Consider the following 15,798-nt stretch of genomic DNA (forward strand, 5'->3'; position numbering starts at 1 on the left):
GGGGAAGGTGTAGAGACTACCGAAAAGGACTTTTAGTTAACTGAGTAGGGTACGGCAGATGATAGGCTACTGCTGGAAGTGCAAGGCTCTCTGTAAAGAGATGAAGAGATAGTCCGGACTATAGAGATGGAAAATCTATAGATAGTGCCAGAAACAACTCCAGGTGGTCGTGCGTTGAAATTCTATTCAACAGTTCGTCTTGAAGTGCGTCGTGCGGAGCAATTAAAGCAAGGTAACGACATCGTTGGTAATAAAACAAAAGTAAAAGTAGTTAAAAATAAAGTGGCACCACCATTCCGTGTTGCTGAAGTTGATATTATGTACGGAGAAGGTATTTCAAGAGAAGGTGAAATCTTAGATATGGCTTCTGAACTTGATATCGTTCAAAAGAGTGGTGCTTGGTACTCTTATAATGAAGAGCGTTTAGGGCAAGGTCGTGAAAATTCGAAGCAATTCTTAAAAGAGAATACGGATTTAAGAGAGGAAATTGCCTTCTTTGTTCGTGACCATCACGGAATTGGTGAAGACTCTGGTGCTGAAGAAACGGAAGATTCAAATCTTCAAGATTAAAAAATAAAAGACACGTTCCGTGTCTTTTATTTTTAATTATTATGAAAGCGTTGTATATCGTTGGAGATAAAATATGTAATCTGCCTAAAAGGCTATGTATAAAGAGGGATATATGCATGTTTTGTATGCATAAACTGGAATTCACTAAGGTTTTCCAGGATAATATGCTGTCTTCTTTTTAAATTCATATATGAATTAGAGCTGAAGGTAAAGAAAGTAAAAGTAGACAACGCTTGACAATGAAAATTGCGATAGATACAATGAGAATGTATATTTTTTCTTATATACGAAACACTCTTCTCAAGAAGAGAAGTAATATTCGGAGTAAGACTTAAATCTTGCCGAAATAATAATATGACATTTTAATTGTGAAATGAAGAAAGTCCCTTAAAAAAGCGGGACGACGGTCTTTGCTGTATGTTGGTATTCAATGTACATGCCGACAGTCTTTTTTTCATTCATAGCAAGGGGAGGTGAAATCATGAGTAGTACAGTTTGGATACTCATCTCCATTTTGCTTGCAACAGTCGGTGCAGTTGTTGGCTTTTTTGTTCGAAAGTCTATTGCTGAAGCGAAGATTAATGGTGCAGCTAACGAAGCGAAACGTATTCTAGACGAAGCGAATCGTGAGGCTGAAGCACTTAAGAAAGAAGCGCTTTTAGAAGCAAAGGATGAAATTCATACACTTCGTACAGAAGCTGAATTAGAAATTCGTGACCGTAGAAGCGAATTACAAAAACAAGAAAATCGTTTAATGCAAAAAGAAGAGAACCTTGATCGTAAAGACGAAACGCTCGATAAACGCGAGCGACAGTTAGAAAAGAAAGAGGATTCTCTTGTAGCGAGACAACAACAGATTGAAGAGTTGGAAAGCAAAGTGGGAGAGTTAGTTCAAAAGCAACAAACAGAATTAGAGCGCATTTCCAATCTGACACGCGAACAAGCGAAAGCAATTATTCTTGGTAAAGTAGAAAGTGAAGTTTCTCATGAAATTGCCGTAATGGTAAAAGAAAGTGAAGTTCGTGCGAAAGAAGAAGCGGATAAGAAAGCAAAAGAGATTTTATCTCTTGCAATGCAAAGATGTGCAGCTGATCATGTTGCTGAAACAACCGTTTCGGTTGTAAATCTTCCAAATGACGAAATGAAGGGACGTATTATCGGACGTGAAGGTCGAAATATTCGTACGTTAGAAACGTTAACAGGTATTGACCTAATTATCGATGATACACCAGAAGCGGTTATCCTTTCTGGATTCGACCCAATTCGTCGTGAAACAGCTCGTATCGCTCTTGATAAACTAGTACAGGACGGACGTATTCACCCAGCGCGTATTGAAGAGATGGTCGAAAAATCAAGACGTGAAGTGGACGAGTATATTCGCGAAGTCGGAGAGCAAACAACGTTTGAAGTGGGTGTTCACGGATTACATCCAGATTTAATTAAGATTTTAGGTCGTTTAAAATACCGTACAAGTTACGGACAAAACGTCTTAAAACACTCTATGGAAGTTGCATATTTAACTGGACTTATGGCAGCGGAGCTTGGTGAGGATGAAAAACTAGCAAGACGTGCTGGTCTATTACATGATATCGGTAAAGCAATTGATCATGAAGTAGAAGGTAGCCACGTTGAAATTGGTGTCGAACTCGCAACGAAGTATAAAGAGCATCCTGTAGTTATAAACAGTATTGCATCTCACCATGGGGACACAGAACCAACTTCTATCATTGCAGTTTTAGTTGCAGCAGCAGATGCATTATCAGCTGCAAGACCTGGAGCTCGTAGTGAAACACTTGAGAACTATATTCGTCGTCTTGAAAAGTTGGAAGAGATTTCAGAGTCTTATGAAGGCGTAGAAAAATCTTTCGCAATTCAAGCAGGACGAGAAGTTCGTATTCTGGTAAAACCAGATACAATTGATGATTTAGAAGCTCATCGTTTAGCTCGTGATATTCGAAAACGTATTGAGAATGAACTGGATTACCCAGGACATATTAAAGTAACTGTTATTCGTGAAACACGTGCAGTGGAATACGCAAAATAAAGTGGTGAAACACCACTTTATTTTTTTGTGTTGGAATTGGTTAAAATAAAGGGAATTAGTATACAAGTGAAACGAACTTATAATAAATATATTGTAAGGAAATCACTTGAAGCTATAGTAATAAAAAATGTAGTACATAGGAAGGGTAAGACATATGAGAATATTATTTGTTGGGGATGTAGTAGGATCTCCTGGTAGAGGTATGATTCAACAATACGTACCGGCATTAAAGAAGAAATATACACCTACAGTAACCATTATTAATGGAGAAAATGCAGCAGGTGGACGTGGAATTACGGAAAAAATATATCGAAACTTTTTAGAATGCGGGGCACAAGCGGTTACACTTGGAAACCACGCTTGGGATAACCGTGAAGTATTTGAATTTATTGATGACGCAAAATATCTTGCAAGACCAGCTAACTTCCCAGAAGGAACTCCAGGAAAAGGACTTATCTTTGTGAACTGCAATGGAACAGAAGTTGCAGTTATTAACTTACAAGGACGTACATTCCTTCCTCCAATTGATTGTCCATTCCGTAAAGTGGATGAATTAATTAACATTGCAAAAAAACGTACGAATATTATCTTTATTGATTTTCATGCGGAAACTACAAGTGAAAAACAAGCGTTAGGTTGGTATGTAGATGGTCGTGCTACAGCAGTAGTGGGTACACATACACATGTTCCTACAGCAGATAATCGTATTTTACCAAGCGGAACCGCATATATCACAGATGTTGGTATGACAGGTCCTTACGATGGGATTTTAGGTATGGATCGAGAAGCGGTATTGAAGAAGTTTTTAACAAACTTACCAGTACGATTTGAAGTGACAAGTGGTAGAACACAATTAAGTGCAGTGCTAGTTGATGTGGATCCTAATACAGGAAAAGCTAAGAAAATCCAGCGTATCTTAATTAATGATGATCAGCCATTTTTTGAGTAATTTCTGGATAAGATTTAGAAAAGTTATTATTTTTTAATTTTTTAGAAAAATTACAGAAATTTAGCAGGAATACGCGTCATTCCTCGTGAATATAAGTTAAAGTGAAATAATTGCTAATACTTTTTATAGAAACGAGGAGGAAACGCGGAATGGAAATATTAAAAGTTAAAGCAACGTCGGTCCCTAATTCTGTAGCTGGTGCACTTGCAGGTGTTATTCGCGAACGCGGAACAGCAGAAATTCAAGCCATTGGTGCAGGTGCATTGAACCAAGCGGTAAAGGCAGTAGCAATTGCAAGAGGATTTGTAGCGCCTAGTGGTTTGGACCTGATTTGTATCCCAGCGTTTACGGATATTATGATTGATGGGGAAGAACGTACAGCAATAAAATTAATTGTAGAACCTCGTTAAGTTTAAACAACCTGTTTGCAGTATGCAAACAGGTTGTTTTTATAATGGAGGAATGAAAATGAAAATTTTTGATGCTCATTGTGATGTGCTTCTTCAGTTATGGAGTGCACAAGGGAAAAAGGATTTTAAACATGATCCGCAATTACATATTACATTTGAACAGTTAAAGAGAAGAAAAGGAAGTATACAATGTTTTGCTATATATGTGCCAGAAACAGTGCTATATGAAAAACGATTTGAAGCGGCATTACAAATGGTAGATATTTTTTATAATGAAATTTTATCATTACCGGGTGTAAAGTTTATTCAGACAAAAGATGATATTAACATGTTAAAACAGGACGAGATTGGAGCGATATTAACACTAGAAGGATGCGAAGCAATTGGAAAAGATGCAATGAAATTACGGTTGTTGTATCGCCTAGGAGTACGTTCTTTTGGACTAACATGGAATTATGCCAATCTATTAGCTGATGGTGCGCTAGAGACACGTGGGGCGGGTTTAACGACTTTCGGTAAAGACGTTGTACAAGAACTTAATATGTTACATGTATGGACTGATGTGTCTCATCTGAATGAAAGAAGTTTTTGGGATGTTGTAGAAAGTGCAAAAAATCCTATTGCTTCCCACTCAAACTGTATGAAACTTTGTCAGCATCCACGTAATTTAAACGATGAACAACTTAAAGCTCTTATAAAGCGAAATGGCATGATAGGTGTCACTTTCGTACCGCAGTTTTTAACAAATGAAAAACAAGCGAATATAACAGATATAGTAAGACATATCGAATATATTTGTTCATTAGGTGGAGAGAACAATATAGGGTTTGGTTCGGATTTTGATGGGATATTAGAAACAGTTGTAAATGTATCAGCGTATCGAGATTATGAAAATGTAATGAATGAGCTTTGTAAACACTATGCTGCATCTACTGTAGAGCGATTTTTATATGATAATTTTGTTGAACATATAAGCTTTTAAGATTTTTGTTTTAAAAATCCAGAAAAATTAGAATTAATTCATTTGATATTATTTCTTTTTTTAAGACCTAATACTAGAATGAAAAACAAAATAGCTTTATACTAAAGATTCAGGGAAATCAGAAGAGGCATAATTTGCGTCCGTTGTAGTTTATTTGTATAAAAAATGCTAAACTATTACTGTAAAAAAATACACTACAATGAATGCAGCCAAAAGGGGTGTAGGAGATGATTAGTCAACTTTCATGGAAAGTTGGAGGCCAACAAGGTGAAGGAATTGAAAGTACAGGAGAAATCTTCTGTATTGCATTAAACCGATTAGGATATTACCTATACGGTTACCGCCACTTCTCATCACGTATTAAAGGCGGCCATACAAATAATAAAATTCGCGTAAGTACAACAGAAGTACGCGCGATCTCAGATGATTTAGATATTTTAATTGCTTTTGATCAAGAAACAATTGATTTTAACTTCCACGAACTACGTCCAGGTGGAATTGTAGTTGCGGATGCGAAATTTAATCCAACAATACCTGATAATACAGATGTAAATCTATATGTGATACCGTTTACAGATATTGCTTCAGAATTAGGCACATCATTAATGAAAAACATGGTTGCTGTTGGGGCATCAAGTGCGGTATTAGGATTAGATGAAACAGCTTATTTAAATGTTGTTGAAGAAATCTTTGGTCGTAAAGGAGAGCAAGTCGTTCAAAAGAATATGGACGCAATTAAGCGCGGCTCTCAATATATGAAAGAATTGCTTGGTGAGAAAGTAAACATGATGCAGCTTGAAAAAGCTGATGGTAAGAAACGCATGTTTATGATTGGAAACGATGCAATCGCATTTGGTGCGGTAGCTGGTGGTGCTCGCTTTATGTCTGCATATCCAATTACACCTGCATCTGAAATTATGGAATACTTAATTAAAAAATTGCCAAAAGTTGGTGGAACAGTAATCCAAACTGAGGATGAAATCGCAGCTTGTACAATGGCAATCGGTGCAAACTATGCTGGTGTTCGTACATTAACTGCATCTGCCGGTCCGGGTCTATCTTTAATGATGGAAGCGATTGGTTTAGCGGGTATTACAGAAACACCATTAGTAATTGTTGATACACAACGTGGTGGTCCAAGTACAGGATTACCAACGAAACAAGAGCAGTCGGATTTAATGGCGATGATTTACGGTACGCACGGTGAGATTCCAAAAATCGTAATGGCGCCAAGTACAGTTGAAGAAGCTTTCTATGATATTGTAGAAGCATTTAACCTAGCTGAAGAATATCAAGTACCTGTTATTTTCTTAACGGATTTACAGCTTTCTTTAGGAAAACAAACTGTAGAACCGCTTACGTTAGATAAAGTGGAAATTCGTCGTGGTAAGCTTGATTTAGAAGCGGAATTACCAGAACGTGAAAATAAAGCATACTTCAAGCGCTATGAAGTAACCGAAGATGGCGTTTCACCACGTGTTTTACCTGGTATGAAAAATGGTGTTCACCATGTTACAGGTGTAGAACATGATGAAACTGGTAAACCATCTGAATCAGCAATAAACCGTAAAGATCAAATGGACAAACGTTTCCGTAAAATGGAGAACTTGAAGTTTAATACCCCTGTCTATAAAAATGTTAAGCATGAAGAAGCGGACGTATTGCTTGTTGGATTTAACTCAACTCGTGGTGCGATCGAAGAAGCAATGGAGCGTTTAGAACAAGAGGGTATGAAAGTAAACCATGCTCATGTACGCTTAATTCACCCGTTCCCGACAGCTGAAATCGATCCACTTGTGAAAAATGCGAAGCGTGTTGTAGTGGTAGAAAACAACGCAACAGGTCAGCTTGCTAACATTATGAAAATGAATCTTGGTAACGGTGAGAAAATTTCTAGTCTTTTAAAATATGATGGGAACCCATTCTTGCCGAAAGAGATTTACAACGAATGCAAAAAAGGGGTTGTATTAAATGGCAACATTTAAGGACTTTCGTAACAGCGTAAAACCAAACTGGTGCCCAGGTTGCGGAGACTTCTCGGTGCAAGCTGCAATTCAACGTGCGGCAGCTAACGTTGGTTTAAATCCAGATGAACTTGCTGTTGTCTCCGGTATCGGCTGTTCAGGTCGTATTTCAGGTTATATTAATTCATATGGTGTGCATAGTATTCATGGTCGTGCCCTTCCAATTGCACAAGGTGTGAAAATGGCAAATCGTGATTTAACAGTTATCGCATCAGGTGGTGACGGTGATGGATTTGCGATTGGTATGGGACATACAATCCATTCTATTCGTCGTAACATCGACATTACGTACATCGTAATGGATAACCAAATTTACGGATTAACAAAAGGGCAAACTTCACCGCGCAGTGAAGCTGGATTTAAAACGAAAAGCACACCACAAGGTTCAATTGAACCGTCACTAAATGTTATGGAAATGGCTTTAACAGCTGGTGCGACATTTGTGGCGCAAAGCTTTTCAAGTGATTTAAAAGAATTAACACAAATTATTGAAGCTGGTATTAACCATAAAGGATTTTCATTAATTAACGTATACAGCCCATGTGTTACTTACAATAAAGTAAATACTTACGATTGGTTTAAAGAGAATTTAACAAAACTAAGTACAGTAGAGGGATATGATCCGTCTAATCGCATGATGGCTATGCAAACGTTAATGGAAAATAACGGATTAGTAACAGGTTTAATATATCAAAATACAGCGCAACCTTCATACCAAGAACTTGTAAAAGGCTATAGTGAGAAGCCTTTAGTGCAAGCTGATTTAAATATGGATCAGAAAATGTTTGATGAACTCGTAGCTGAATTTATGTAATGTAAGAAGAGGAGGTTGCCATTTGGTAACCTTTTTTTATGAGTAAAAAATATAGGGTAGTCTTATTTACTTAGAAAATTCAGAATGGTAAAATAATATATAAATCGTTGTATGAAAATGGCGAGTTCATTGCTGATGAAATGTAAGATCAGACAGAGCCTCTTTCTTGTTAAAATTGGCGCAACGCTTCATACTATGGTAATGTTTATAGGGATAAAGCAATATGCTTTTGGATAGGACAAAAAGAAGTATGAAAAGGGAATGTCTATTTGTGTGGGGAAGACTTCATTCTTATGAATGATTAGATTGATTACTCAAGTTTCAAAGGACAAGTTATCTCTCAAGCTATCTAACCATTTTTGAGGTGAGTCAAAGCGCATTAAAATGGACTATAGAGTGTGTATAGTTAAGGGTGAAAGGAGATTACCGATGAACGAGCAACAACGATTAGCAAGTCGACAAGCAAATTCCTCTACGAAAAAAGAAGAGAAAGATTATAGTAAATACTTTGAAAGTGTATACCAACCACCTTCCTTAAAAGATGCGAAAAAACGAGGGAGAGAAGAAGTTAAAATTGAACGGGATTTTGGCTTATCTGAAGAATTTCGCAATTTTGGTACAGGAAGAAAGTTCTATATTCGTACATATGGTTGTCAAATGAATGAGCATGATACGGAAGTAATGGCGGGTATTTTCACCGCACTTGGATATGAGCCAACCTTTTCAACTGAAGATGCAGATGTAGTTTTATTAAATACTTGTGCAATTCGTGAAAATGCTGAAAATAAAGTTTTCGGTGAACTAGGTCATTTAAAGTCATTAAAAAGAAGAAATCCGGACCTTTTAATTGGTGTATGTGGTTGTATGTCTCAAGAAGAATCTGTTGTAAATAAAATTATGCAAAAAAATCAGCATGTAGATATGGTGTTTGGAACGCATAATATTCATAGATTGCCGTATATTCTTAAAGATGCGATGTTCTCGAAGGAGACGGTAGTTGAAGTTTGGTCAAAAGAAGGGGATGTAATTGAAAACCTTCCGAAAGTACGCCGTGGTGATATTAAAGCTTGGGTAAATATTATGTATGGCTGTGATAAGTTCTGTACATATTGTATCGTGCCGTATACACGTGGAAAAGAGCGAAGCAGACGTCCAGAAGACATTATCCAAGAAATTCGTCATTTAGCTGCGAATGGTTATAAAGAAATTACATTACTTGGCCAGAACGTAAATGCATATGGTAAAGACTTTGAAGATTTCGAATACGGTCTTGGCGATTTAATGGACGAACTCCGTAAAGTTGATATTGCCCGTATTCGTTTTACAACGAGCCATCCACGTGATTTCGATGATCACTTAATTGAAGTGCTTGGAAAAGGTGGAAACTTAGTAGAACATATTCACTTACCAGTTCAATCTGGAAGCACAGATATGTTAAAAATTATGGCGCGCAAATATTCACGTGAGCATTATTTAGAACTTGTAAGAAAAATTAAAGAAGCAATTCCAAATGCAGTATTCACAACTGATATTATCGTTGGTTTCCCGAATGAAACAGATGAGCAATTTGAAGAAACGATGTCGTTATATCGTGAAGTAGGATTTGATACTGCTTTTACCTTTATTTATTCTCCGCGCGAAGGTACACCAGCTGCAAAAATGAAAGATAATGTACCGATGGAAGTGAAAAAAGAACGTCTTCAACGCTTAAATACACTAGTCAATACGTTGGCAATTGAAAAGAATAATCGTTACAAAGGTCAAATTGTGGAAGTGTTAGTTGATGGGGAAAGTAAAAATAATCCAGAAGTACTCGCAGGTTATACTCGTACGAATAAACTTGTAAACTTCGTCGCTTCAAAATCTTTAATTGGTCAGCTTGTGAAAGTAAAAGTAACGGAAGCAAAAACTTGGTCTCTTAACGGGGAATTAGTTGAAGAGCCGATTGAGGTGGAATAATAGATGAAAGCATATTCGAAAGATGAAATTGTTGAACAAGCGAAAGAATTAGCAAAAATGATTTCTGAAACAGAAGAAGTTGATTTCTTTAAGAAAGCAGAGGCGCAAATTCATAAAAATGAAAATGTAAAGCGCGCAATTGATGAAATTAAAGCACTGCAAAAACAAGCAGTAAACTTGCAGCATTACGGGAAATGGGAAGCTTTGAAAAAAGTAGAAGCTGACATTGATGCATTGCAAGATAAGTTGGATAGTATCCCAGTTGTGCAAGAATTTAAATCTTCACAAACATATGTAAATGACTTACTACAGCTAGTTGCAAGTACGATTTCTAACAACGTAACAGATGAAATATTAATTTCGACTAATGGCGATGTATTGAAGGGTGAAACGGGCGCAGCAGTAGAAAGTAAAAAAGGAAATTGTGGTTGTTAAAGAGATGTCGAATTGACATCTCTTTTTTTAATGGGTTAAACGTAAGTTCTTCTCGAAAAAAGAATGACACATTCCGCTATTGTCACGCATATGATTAAGTGAATAGTGATTGAGGAGGGTTACGAATGTCCGAATTTAGAGAGATTATTACAAAAGCAGTGGTTGGAAAAGGACGTAAGTATACAAAGTCAACGCATACATGTGAATCGAATAATGAGCCAACAAGTATTTTAGGGTGCTGGGTAATTAACCACTCGTACGAAGCAAGAAAGAATGGAAAGCATGTGGAAATTGAAGGTTTCTATGATGTGAACACTTGGTATTCATTTGATGGTAATACAAAGACAGAAGTTGTAACAGAACGTGTGAACTACACTGATGAAGTGAGTATTGGGTATCGTGATAAAAACTTTTCTGGTGATGATTTAGAAATTATTGCTCGTGTCATTCAGCCACCAAATTGTTTAGAAGCTCTTGTATCACCAAATGGTAATAAAATTGTTGTAACTGTAGAACGTGAATTTGTAACAGAAGTAGTTGGGGAAACGAAAATTTGTGTAAGTGTAAATCCTGAAGGTTGCGTAGAATCAGACGAGGATTTCCAAGTCGATGATGATGAGTTTGAAGAATTAGATCCGAACTTTATCGTCGATGCAGAAGAAGAGTAATAGAAAGCTAGGGAGAAGTTCTTCCTAGCTTTTTACTTTACATAAGTGATGCTTGAATGAACATGATTCCTTATGAAATGTGCTATAATGAGGAAAGACTCCTGAAATAGGAGATATGGATGTCCGTGAAGTGTGACATATATGAAAATTGATTACTATGTAAGAATTATGGAGGAAAAGTATGACTCAATATACCCCTATGATACAGCAATATTTAAAGGTTAAGGCAGACTATCAAGATGCCTTTTTATTTTTCCGATTAGGTGATTTTTATGAAATGTTCTTTGAAGATGCGGTTAAAGCAGCTCATGAACTTGAAATTACATTAACGAGCCGAGATGGTGGTAGTAGTGATCGTATACCGATGTGCGGTGTACCACATCATGCAGCTAAAAATTATATTGAACAACTTGTTGAAAAAGGATATAAAGTAGCTGTTTGTGAGCAAGTGGAAGATCCAAAAACAGCTAAAGGTGTAGTACGCCGTGAAGTCGTACAACTAATTACGCCAGGAACGATGATGGAAGGGCGTACTATTGATGAGAAAGAAAATAACTTCTTAGCAGCATTAACATATTTTGAAGATGGATCGTATGCTTTAGCTTGTAATGATTTAACGACTGGACAAAATACAGTAACGTTGTTAACAGGTTCAGTAGAAGATATTTTATTAGAAGTGTATGCAACTGGTTCAAAAGAAATTGTTGTAGATTCTACATTTTCAAAAGATGAATTAAATAAATTAACTGCAACATTAAAAATGACGATTTCGTATGAAGATGCAACAACGATTCCGGAAGGGTTAGAACATCTTGTGAAAAACGTTTCGCAAGCAAAGTTAATTAAAGCAGTTGGACGCTTATTTAACTATGTAATAAGAACGCAAAAACGTTCGTTAGACCATTTACAACCAGTGGAAATTTATTATACGAATCAATTTATGAAAATTGATGTGCATTCAAAGCGAAATTTAGAGCTGACAGAAACACTCCGAACGAAAGAAAAAACAGGATCATTATTATGGCTATTAGATAAAACGAAAACAGCTATGGGTGGTCGTATGTTAAAACAGTGGATGGAACGTCCGCTGATCCAAAAAGAAAAAGTAGAAGAGCGTTTAGAAATGGTTGAAACATTTGTAAATGATTACTTCTTACGTGAAGATTTAAAAGAAAAATTAAAAGAAGTATATGATTTAGAACGTTTAGCAGGGAAAGTTGCATTTGGTAATGTGAATGCACGGGACTTATTACAGTTAAGACGATCTTTACTTCAAGTACCGGCTATTTTAGAAGCGATTAGTCTGTTAGATAATGCTTATGCAGCAAGGTTAATTCAAGGTGCGGATCCATGTGAGAGCTTAACTGAATTACTAGGAAGAAGTATTCAAGAAAACCCACCGCTTTCTATTAAAGATGGAGATATTATTAAAGACGGTTATAATGACAAGCTTGATCAATATCGTTACGTTAGTAAAAACGGGAAAACGTGGATCGCTGAGCTTGAAAAACGAGAGCGTGATATTACAGGAGTTAAATCGTTAAAAATCGGGTACAACCGTATTTTCGGCTACTACATTGAAGTGACGAAGGCGAATCTTGCAGCGCTTCCAGAAGGCCGCTATGAGCGTAAACAAACGCTTGCTAATGCGGAACGTTTCATTACAGATGAATTGAAAGAAAAAGAAACATTAATCTTAGAGGCAGAAGAGAAAATTGTACAATTAGAATATGATTTATTTACAGCGCTTCGTGAAGAAGTAAAAGTATTTATTCCGAAATTACAACATTTAGCGAAAGTAATTAGTGAATTAGACGTACTGCAAAGTTTCGCCACAGTTAGTGAAGAAGAACAGTTTGTAAAACCGGTTTTAACAACTAAGCGCGAAATCTTTATTAAAGATGGTCGTCATCCTGTCGTTGAAAAAGTATTGAACGGGAAATTGTATGTACCGAATGATTGTATTATGCCGGAGAAGATGGATGTCTTTTTAATTACAGGACCGAACATGTCTGGTAAAAGTACGTATATGAGACAATTAGCACTTGTAACTGTTATGTCACAGATTGGTTGTTTCGTACCAGCAACAGAAGCGGTATTACCTGTATTCGATCAAATCTTTACGAGAATTGGTGCAGCGGATGATTTAATTTCGGGTCAAAGTACATTTATGGTCGAAATGTTAGAAGCGAAAAATGCAATTGCAAATGCATCAGAAAGAAGTTTAATTTTATTCGATGAAATTGGACGCGGTACATCTACGTATGATGGTATGGCACTTGCACAAGCAATCATTGAACATATTCATGACCAAATTGGTGCGAAAACGTTATTCTCTACGCATTATCATGAATTGACGGTGCTAGAAGAAAGTTTAGGACAATTGAAGAATGTACACGTTTCAGCTATTGAAGAGAACGGAAAAGTAGTATTCCTTCATAAAATTCAAGATGGAGCAGCTGATAAAAGTTACGGAATTCACGTTGCGCAACTTGCGGAGCTTCCAGATAGCTTAATCGCCCGTGCGAAAGAAGTGTTAGCGCAACTAGAAGGACAAGAAGAAATTATTATTCCAAAGCGTACAGAAGTGAAAGTACAAGAAGTGGCTCCAGAAGCAGCTGTTGTAAAAGAAGAACCAGCAGAAATACAAGAGACGAAAGTAGAGACTGAGGAAGAATCGCAATTATCATTCTTTGGTGGAGAACAATCTTCGAAAAAACAAGACAAGCCAGTTCTAGATGCAAAAGAAACGGCAGTACTTGCGCAAATTAAAAAAATTGATTTACTTGATATGACACCTTTAGAGGCGATGAACGAACTGTATCGCTTGCAGAAAAAGTTAAAGAAAGGATGAGTAAGTAGATGGGGAAAATTCGCAAACTCGATGATCAACTCTCTAACTTAATTGCGGCAGGGGAAGTAGTAGAGCGCCCTGCCTCAGTCGTAAAAGAACTTGTGGAAAATTCTATCGATGCGAATAGTACATCTATTGAAATCCACTTAGAAGAAGCTGGTTTATCAAAAATTCGCATCATTGATAATGGGGATGGCATTGCAGAAGAAGATTGTATCGTCGCTTTTGAACGACATGCGACGAGCAAAATTAAAGATGAAAACGATCTGTTTCGTATTAGAACACTCGGTTTCCGCGGTGAGGCATTGCCGAGTATTGCCTCAGTTAGTGAATTAGAATTAATCACTAGCACAGGTGATGCGCCTGGTACACACCTTATGATTAAAGGTGGAGACATTATAAAGCAGGAGAAAACAGCGAGCCGAAAAGGAACAGATATTACAGTACAAAACTTATTCTTTAATACACCAGCGCGTCTTAAATATATGAAAACCATTCATACAGAGCTTGGGAATATTACAGATATCGTGTATCGTATTGCAATGTCGCATCCAGAAGTATCATTAAAGCTGTTTCATAATGAAAAGAAATTGCTTCATACATCAGGAAATGGTGATGTAAGACAAGTACTTGCATCGATTTATAGCATTCAAGTTGCGAAGAAGCTTGTTCCAATTGAAGCTGAATCTTTAGATTTTACAATTAAGGGCTATGTAACATTACCAGAAGTAACGAGAGCATCTCGAAATTATATGTCAACGATCGTAAATGGCCGTTACGTTCGAAATTTCGTATTAATGAAAGCCATTCAGCAAGGATACCATACGTTACTGCCAGTCGGACGATATCCAATCGGCTTCTTATCGATTGAAATGGATCCAATGCTTGTTGACGTTAACGTACATCCAGCGAAATTAGAAGTTCGTTTTAGTAAAGAACAAGAATTACTAAAGCTTATCGAAGAAACATTGCAATCGGCATTCAAAAAAATACAGCTCATTCCAGATGCAGGTGTAACAACGAAGAAAAAAGAAAAAGATGAAAGTGTGCAAGAACAGTTTCAGTTTGAGCATGCGAAGCCGAAAGAACCATCTATGCCGGACATCGTTTTACCGACTGGCATGGATGAAAAACGAGAAGAACCACTGGCTGTGAAACAGCCAGCACAACTGTGGCAACCGCCAAAGCAAGAATGGCAACCACCACAGTCGCTCGTAAGAGAAGAACAAAGTTGGCAACCATCTACTAAACCGATAATGGAAGAACCAATTCAAAAAGAGAAATCGTGGAACAGTAACGATGAAGACTTTGAATTAGAGGAATTGGAAGAAGAAGTTCAGGAAATAGAAGAGATTGAAATGAACGGTAATGACTTACCACCACTTTATCCAATTGGACAAATGCATGGAACATATATTTTCGCTCAAAATGATAAAGGCTTATATATGATTGACCAACATGCCGCGCAGGAACGTATTAATTATGAATACTTCCGGGATAAAGTAGGAAGGGTAGCACAAGAAGTACAAGAACTACTTGTACCATACCGTATTGACCTATCTCTCACTGAATTTTTACGTGTCGAAGAGCAACTAGAAGAACTGAAAAAAGTTGGATTATTCTTGGAGCAATTCGGCCATCAATCCTTTATCGTCCGCTCGCATCCAACGTGGTTCCCGAAAGGACAAGAAACAGAAATTATCGACGAAATGATGGAACAAGTCGTCAAACTAAAAAAAGTTGACATTAAAAAACTACGTGAAGAAGCAGCCATCATGATGAGCTGTAAAGCATCCATTAAAGCAAATCAATATTTAACGAACGATCAAATATTTGCTTTACTGGAAGAGCTACGTACAACAACAAACCCATACACATGTCCGCACGGAAGACCAATTCTTGTGCATCATTCTACTTATGAGTTGGAGAAGATGTTTAAGAGGGTTATGTAGGGGGACTATGATTTTGGATATGATTTAATAAAAAAGAAGCGATGAAATACATCGCTTCTTTTTTTGTTTGCATTTAGTTTAAGAGCTTTTAAAAAAATTCTTAATCCTAGCCAAGTATAGAAAAATTATGTGAATAC

11 protein-coding genes and 1 pseudogene are annotated in these 15,798 nt (G+C 36.9%); all 12 read left to right on the top strand.

Annotated elements, in window-relative coordinates:
• Positions 1 to 147: 147 nt before the first annotated feature.
• Positions 148 to 570, top strand: a pseudogene (locus ACUN0F_RS14150) (recombinase RecA); the annotation flags it as partial.
• Between the two features lie 481 nt (positions 571 to 1,051).
• Complete coding sequence (rny, locus tag ACUN0F_RS14155; protein WP_000099775.1) at positions 1,052 to 2,614, top strand: ribonuclease Y; 1,563 nt, start codon at positions 1,052 to 1,054, stop codon at positions 2,612 to 2,614.
• A gap of 154 nt (positions 2,615 to 2,768) precedes the next feature.
• A complete protein-coding gene (locus ACUN0F_RS14160; protein WP_001221093.1) occupies positions 2,769 to 3,563 on the top strand; it encodes a TIGR00282 family metallophosphoesterase in 795 nt (264 codons plus the stop codon).
• A gap of 149 nt (positions 3,564 to 3,712) precedes the next feature.
• Positions 3,713 to 3,973, top strand: coding sequence for a stage V sporulation protein SpoVS (gene spoVS / locus ACUN0F_RS14165; RefSeq protein WP_000404341.1), 261 nt, complete (start codon positions 3,713 to 3,715; stop codon positions 3,971 to 3,973).
• Between the two features lie 58 nt (positions 3,974 to 4,031).
• The gene (locus tag ACUN0F_RS14170) at positions 4,032 to 4,955 is read left to right on the top strand and encodes a dipeptidase (RefSeq protein ID WP_445539570.1); all 924 of its coding nucleotides are present in this window, start codon (positions 4,032 to 4,034) and stop codon (positions 4,953 to 4,955) included.
• Between the two features lie 227 nt (positions 4,956 to 5,182).
• A complete protein-coding gene (locus ACUN0F_RS14175) occupies positions 5,183 to 6,940 on the top strand; it encodes a 2-oxoacid:acceptor oxidoreductase subunit alpha (protein WP_000625432.1) in 1,758 nt (585 codons plus the stop codon).
• On the top strand, positions 6,927 to 7,793 hold the full coding sequence (locus ACUN0F_RS14180; protein ID WP_000190162.1) for a 2-oxoacid:ferredoxin oxidoreductase subunit beta: 867 nt from the start codon (positions 6,927 to 6,929) through the stop codon (positions 7,791 to 7,793). The genes ACUN0F_RS14175 and ACUN0F_RS14180 overlap by 14 nt, the downstream gene beginning before the upstream one ends.
• Before the next feature lie 429 nt (positions 7,794 to 8,222).
• The gene (gene miaB, locus ACUN0F_RS14185) at positions 8,223 to 9,752 is read left to right on the top strand and encodes a tRNA (N6-isopentenyl adenosine(37)-C2)-methylthiotransferase MiaB (protein WP_001005406.1); all 1,530 of its coding nucleotides are present in this window, start codon (positions 8,223 to 8,225) and stop codon (positions 9,750 to 9,752) included.
• A gap of 3 nt (positions 9,753 to 9,755) precedes the next feature.
• Positions 9,756 to 10,187 (top strand): RicAFT regulatory complex protein RicA family protein, encoded by a 432-nt coding sequence (locus tag ACUN0F_RS14190; RefSeq protein ID WP_000649386.1) that lies wholly within the window; start codon positions 9,756 to 9,758, stop codon positions 10,185 to 10,187.
• A 125-nt stretch (positions 10,188 to 10,312) separates the two neighbouring features.
• Positions 10,313 to 10,855, top strand: coding sequence for an outer spore coat protein CotE (gene cotE, locus ACUN0F_RS14195; protein WP_001288802.1), 543 nt, complete (start codon positions 10,313 to 10,315; stop codon positions 10,853 to 10,855).
• 181 nt (positions 10,856 to 11,036) lie between these two features.
• Positions 11,037 to 13,709: a DNA mismatch repair protein MutS gene (mutS, locus tag ACUN0F_RS14200; RefSeq protein ID WP_000196003.1), complete on the top strand. Its 2,673-nt coding sequence runs from the start codon at positions 11,037 to 11,039 to the stop codon at positions 13,707 to 13,709.
• A gap of 8 nt (positions 13,710 to 13,717) precedes the next feature.
• Positions 13,718 to 15,661: a DNA mismatch repair endonuclease MutL gene (gene mutL, locus ACUN0F_RS14205; protein ID WP_000516495.1), complete on the top strand. Its 1,944-nt coding sequence runs from the start codon at positions 13,718 to 13,720 to the stop codon at positions 15,659 to 15,661.
• Positions 15,662 to 15,798: the final 137 nt, after the last annotated feature.

The organism is Bacillus sp. 1A (assembly GCF_052682215.1).

Coding starts and splice junctions, on each gene's coding strand:
- mutL (WP_000516495.1), top strand. CDS start 13,718: ATGGGGAAAATTCGCAAACTCGATGATCAACTCTCTAACTTAATTGCG.
- ACUN0F_RS14180 (WP_000190162.1), top strand. CDS start 6,927: ATGGCAACATTTAAGGACTTTCGTAACAGCGTAAAACCAAACTGGTGC.
- mutS (WP_000196003.1), top strand. CDS start 11,037: ATGACTCAATATACCCCTATGATACAGCAATATTTAAAGGTTAAGGCA.
- ACUN0F_RS14190 (WP_000649386.1), top strand. CDS start 9,756: ATGAAAGCATATTCGAAAGATGAAATTGTTGAACAAGCGAAAGAATTA.
- miaB (WP_001005406.1), top strand. CDS start 8,223: ATGAACGAGCAACAACGATTAGCAAGTCGACAAGCAAATTCCTCTACG.
- cotE (WP_001288802.1), top strand. CDS start 10,313: ATGTCCGAATTTAGAGAGATTATTACAAAAGCAGTGGTTGGAAAAGGA.
- ACUN0F_RS14170 (WP_445539570.1), top strand. CDS start 4,032: ATGAAAATTTTTGATGCTCATTGTGATGTGCTTCTTCAGTTATGGAGT.
- rny (WP_000099775.1), top strand. CDS start 1,052: ATGAGTAGTACAGTTTGGATACTCATCTCCATTTTGCTTGCAACAGTC.
- spoVS (WP_000404341.1), top strand. CDS start 3,713: ATGGAAATATTAAAAGTTAAAGCAACGTCGGTCCCTAATTCTGTAGCT.
- ACUN0F_RS14175 (WP_000625432.1), top strand. CDS start 5,183: ATGATTAGTCAACTTTCATGGAAAGTTGGAGGCCAACAAGGTGAAGGA.
- ACUN0F_RS14160 (WP_001221093.1), top strand. CDS start 2,769: ATGAGAATATTATTTGTTGGGGATGTAGTAGGATCTCCTGGTAGAGGT.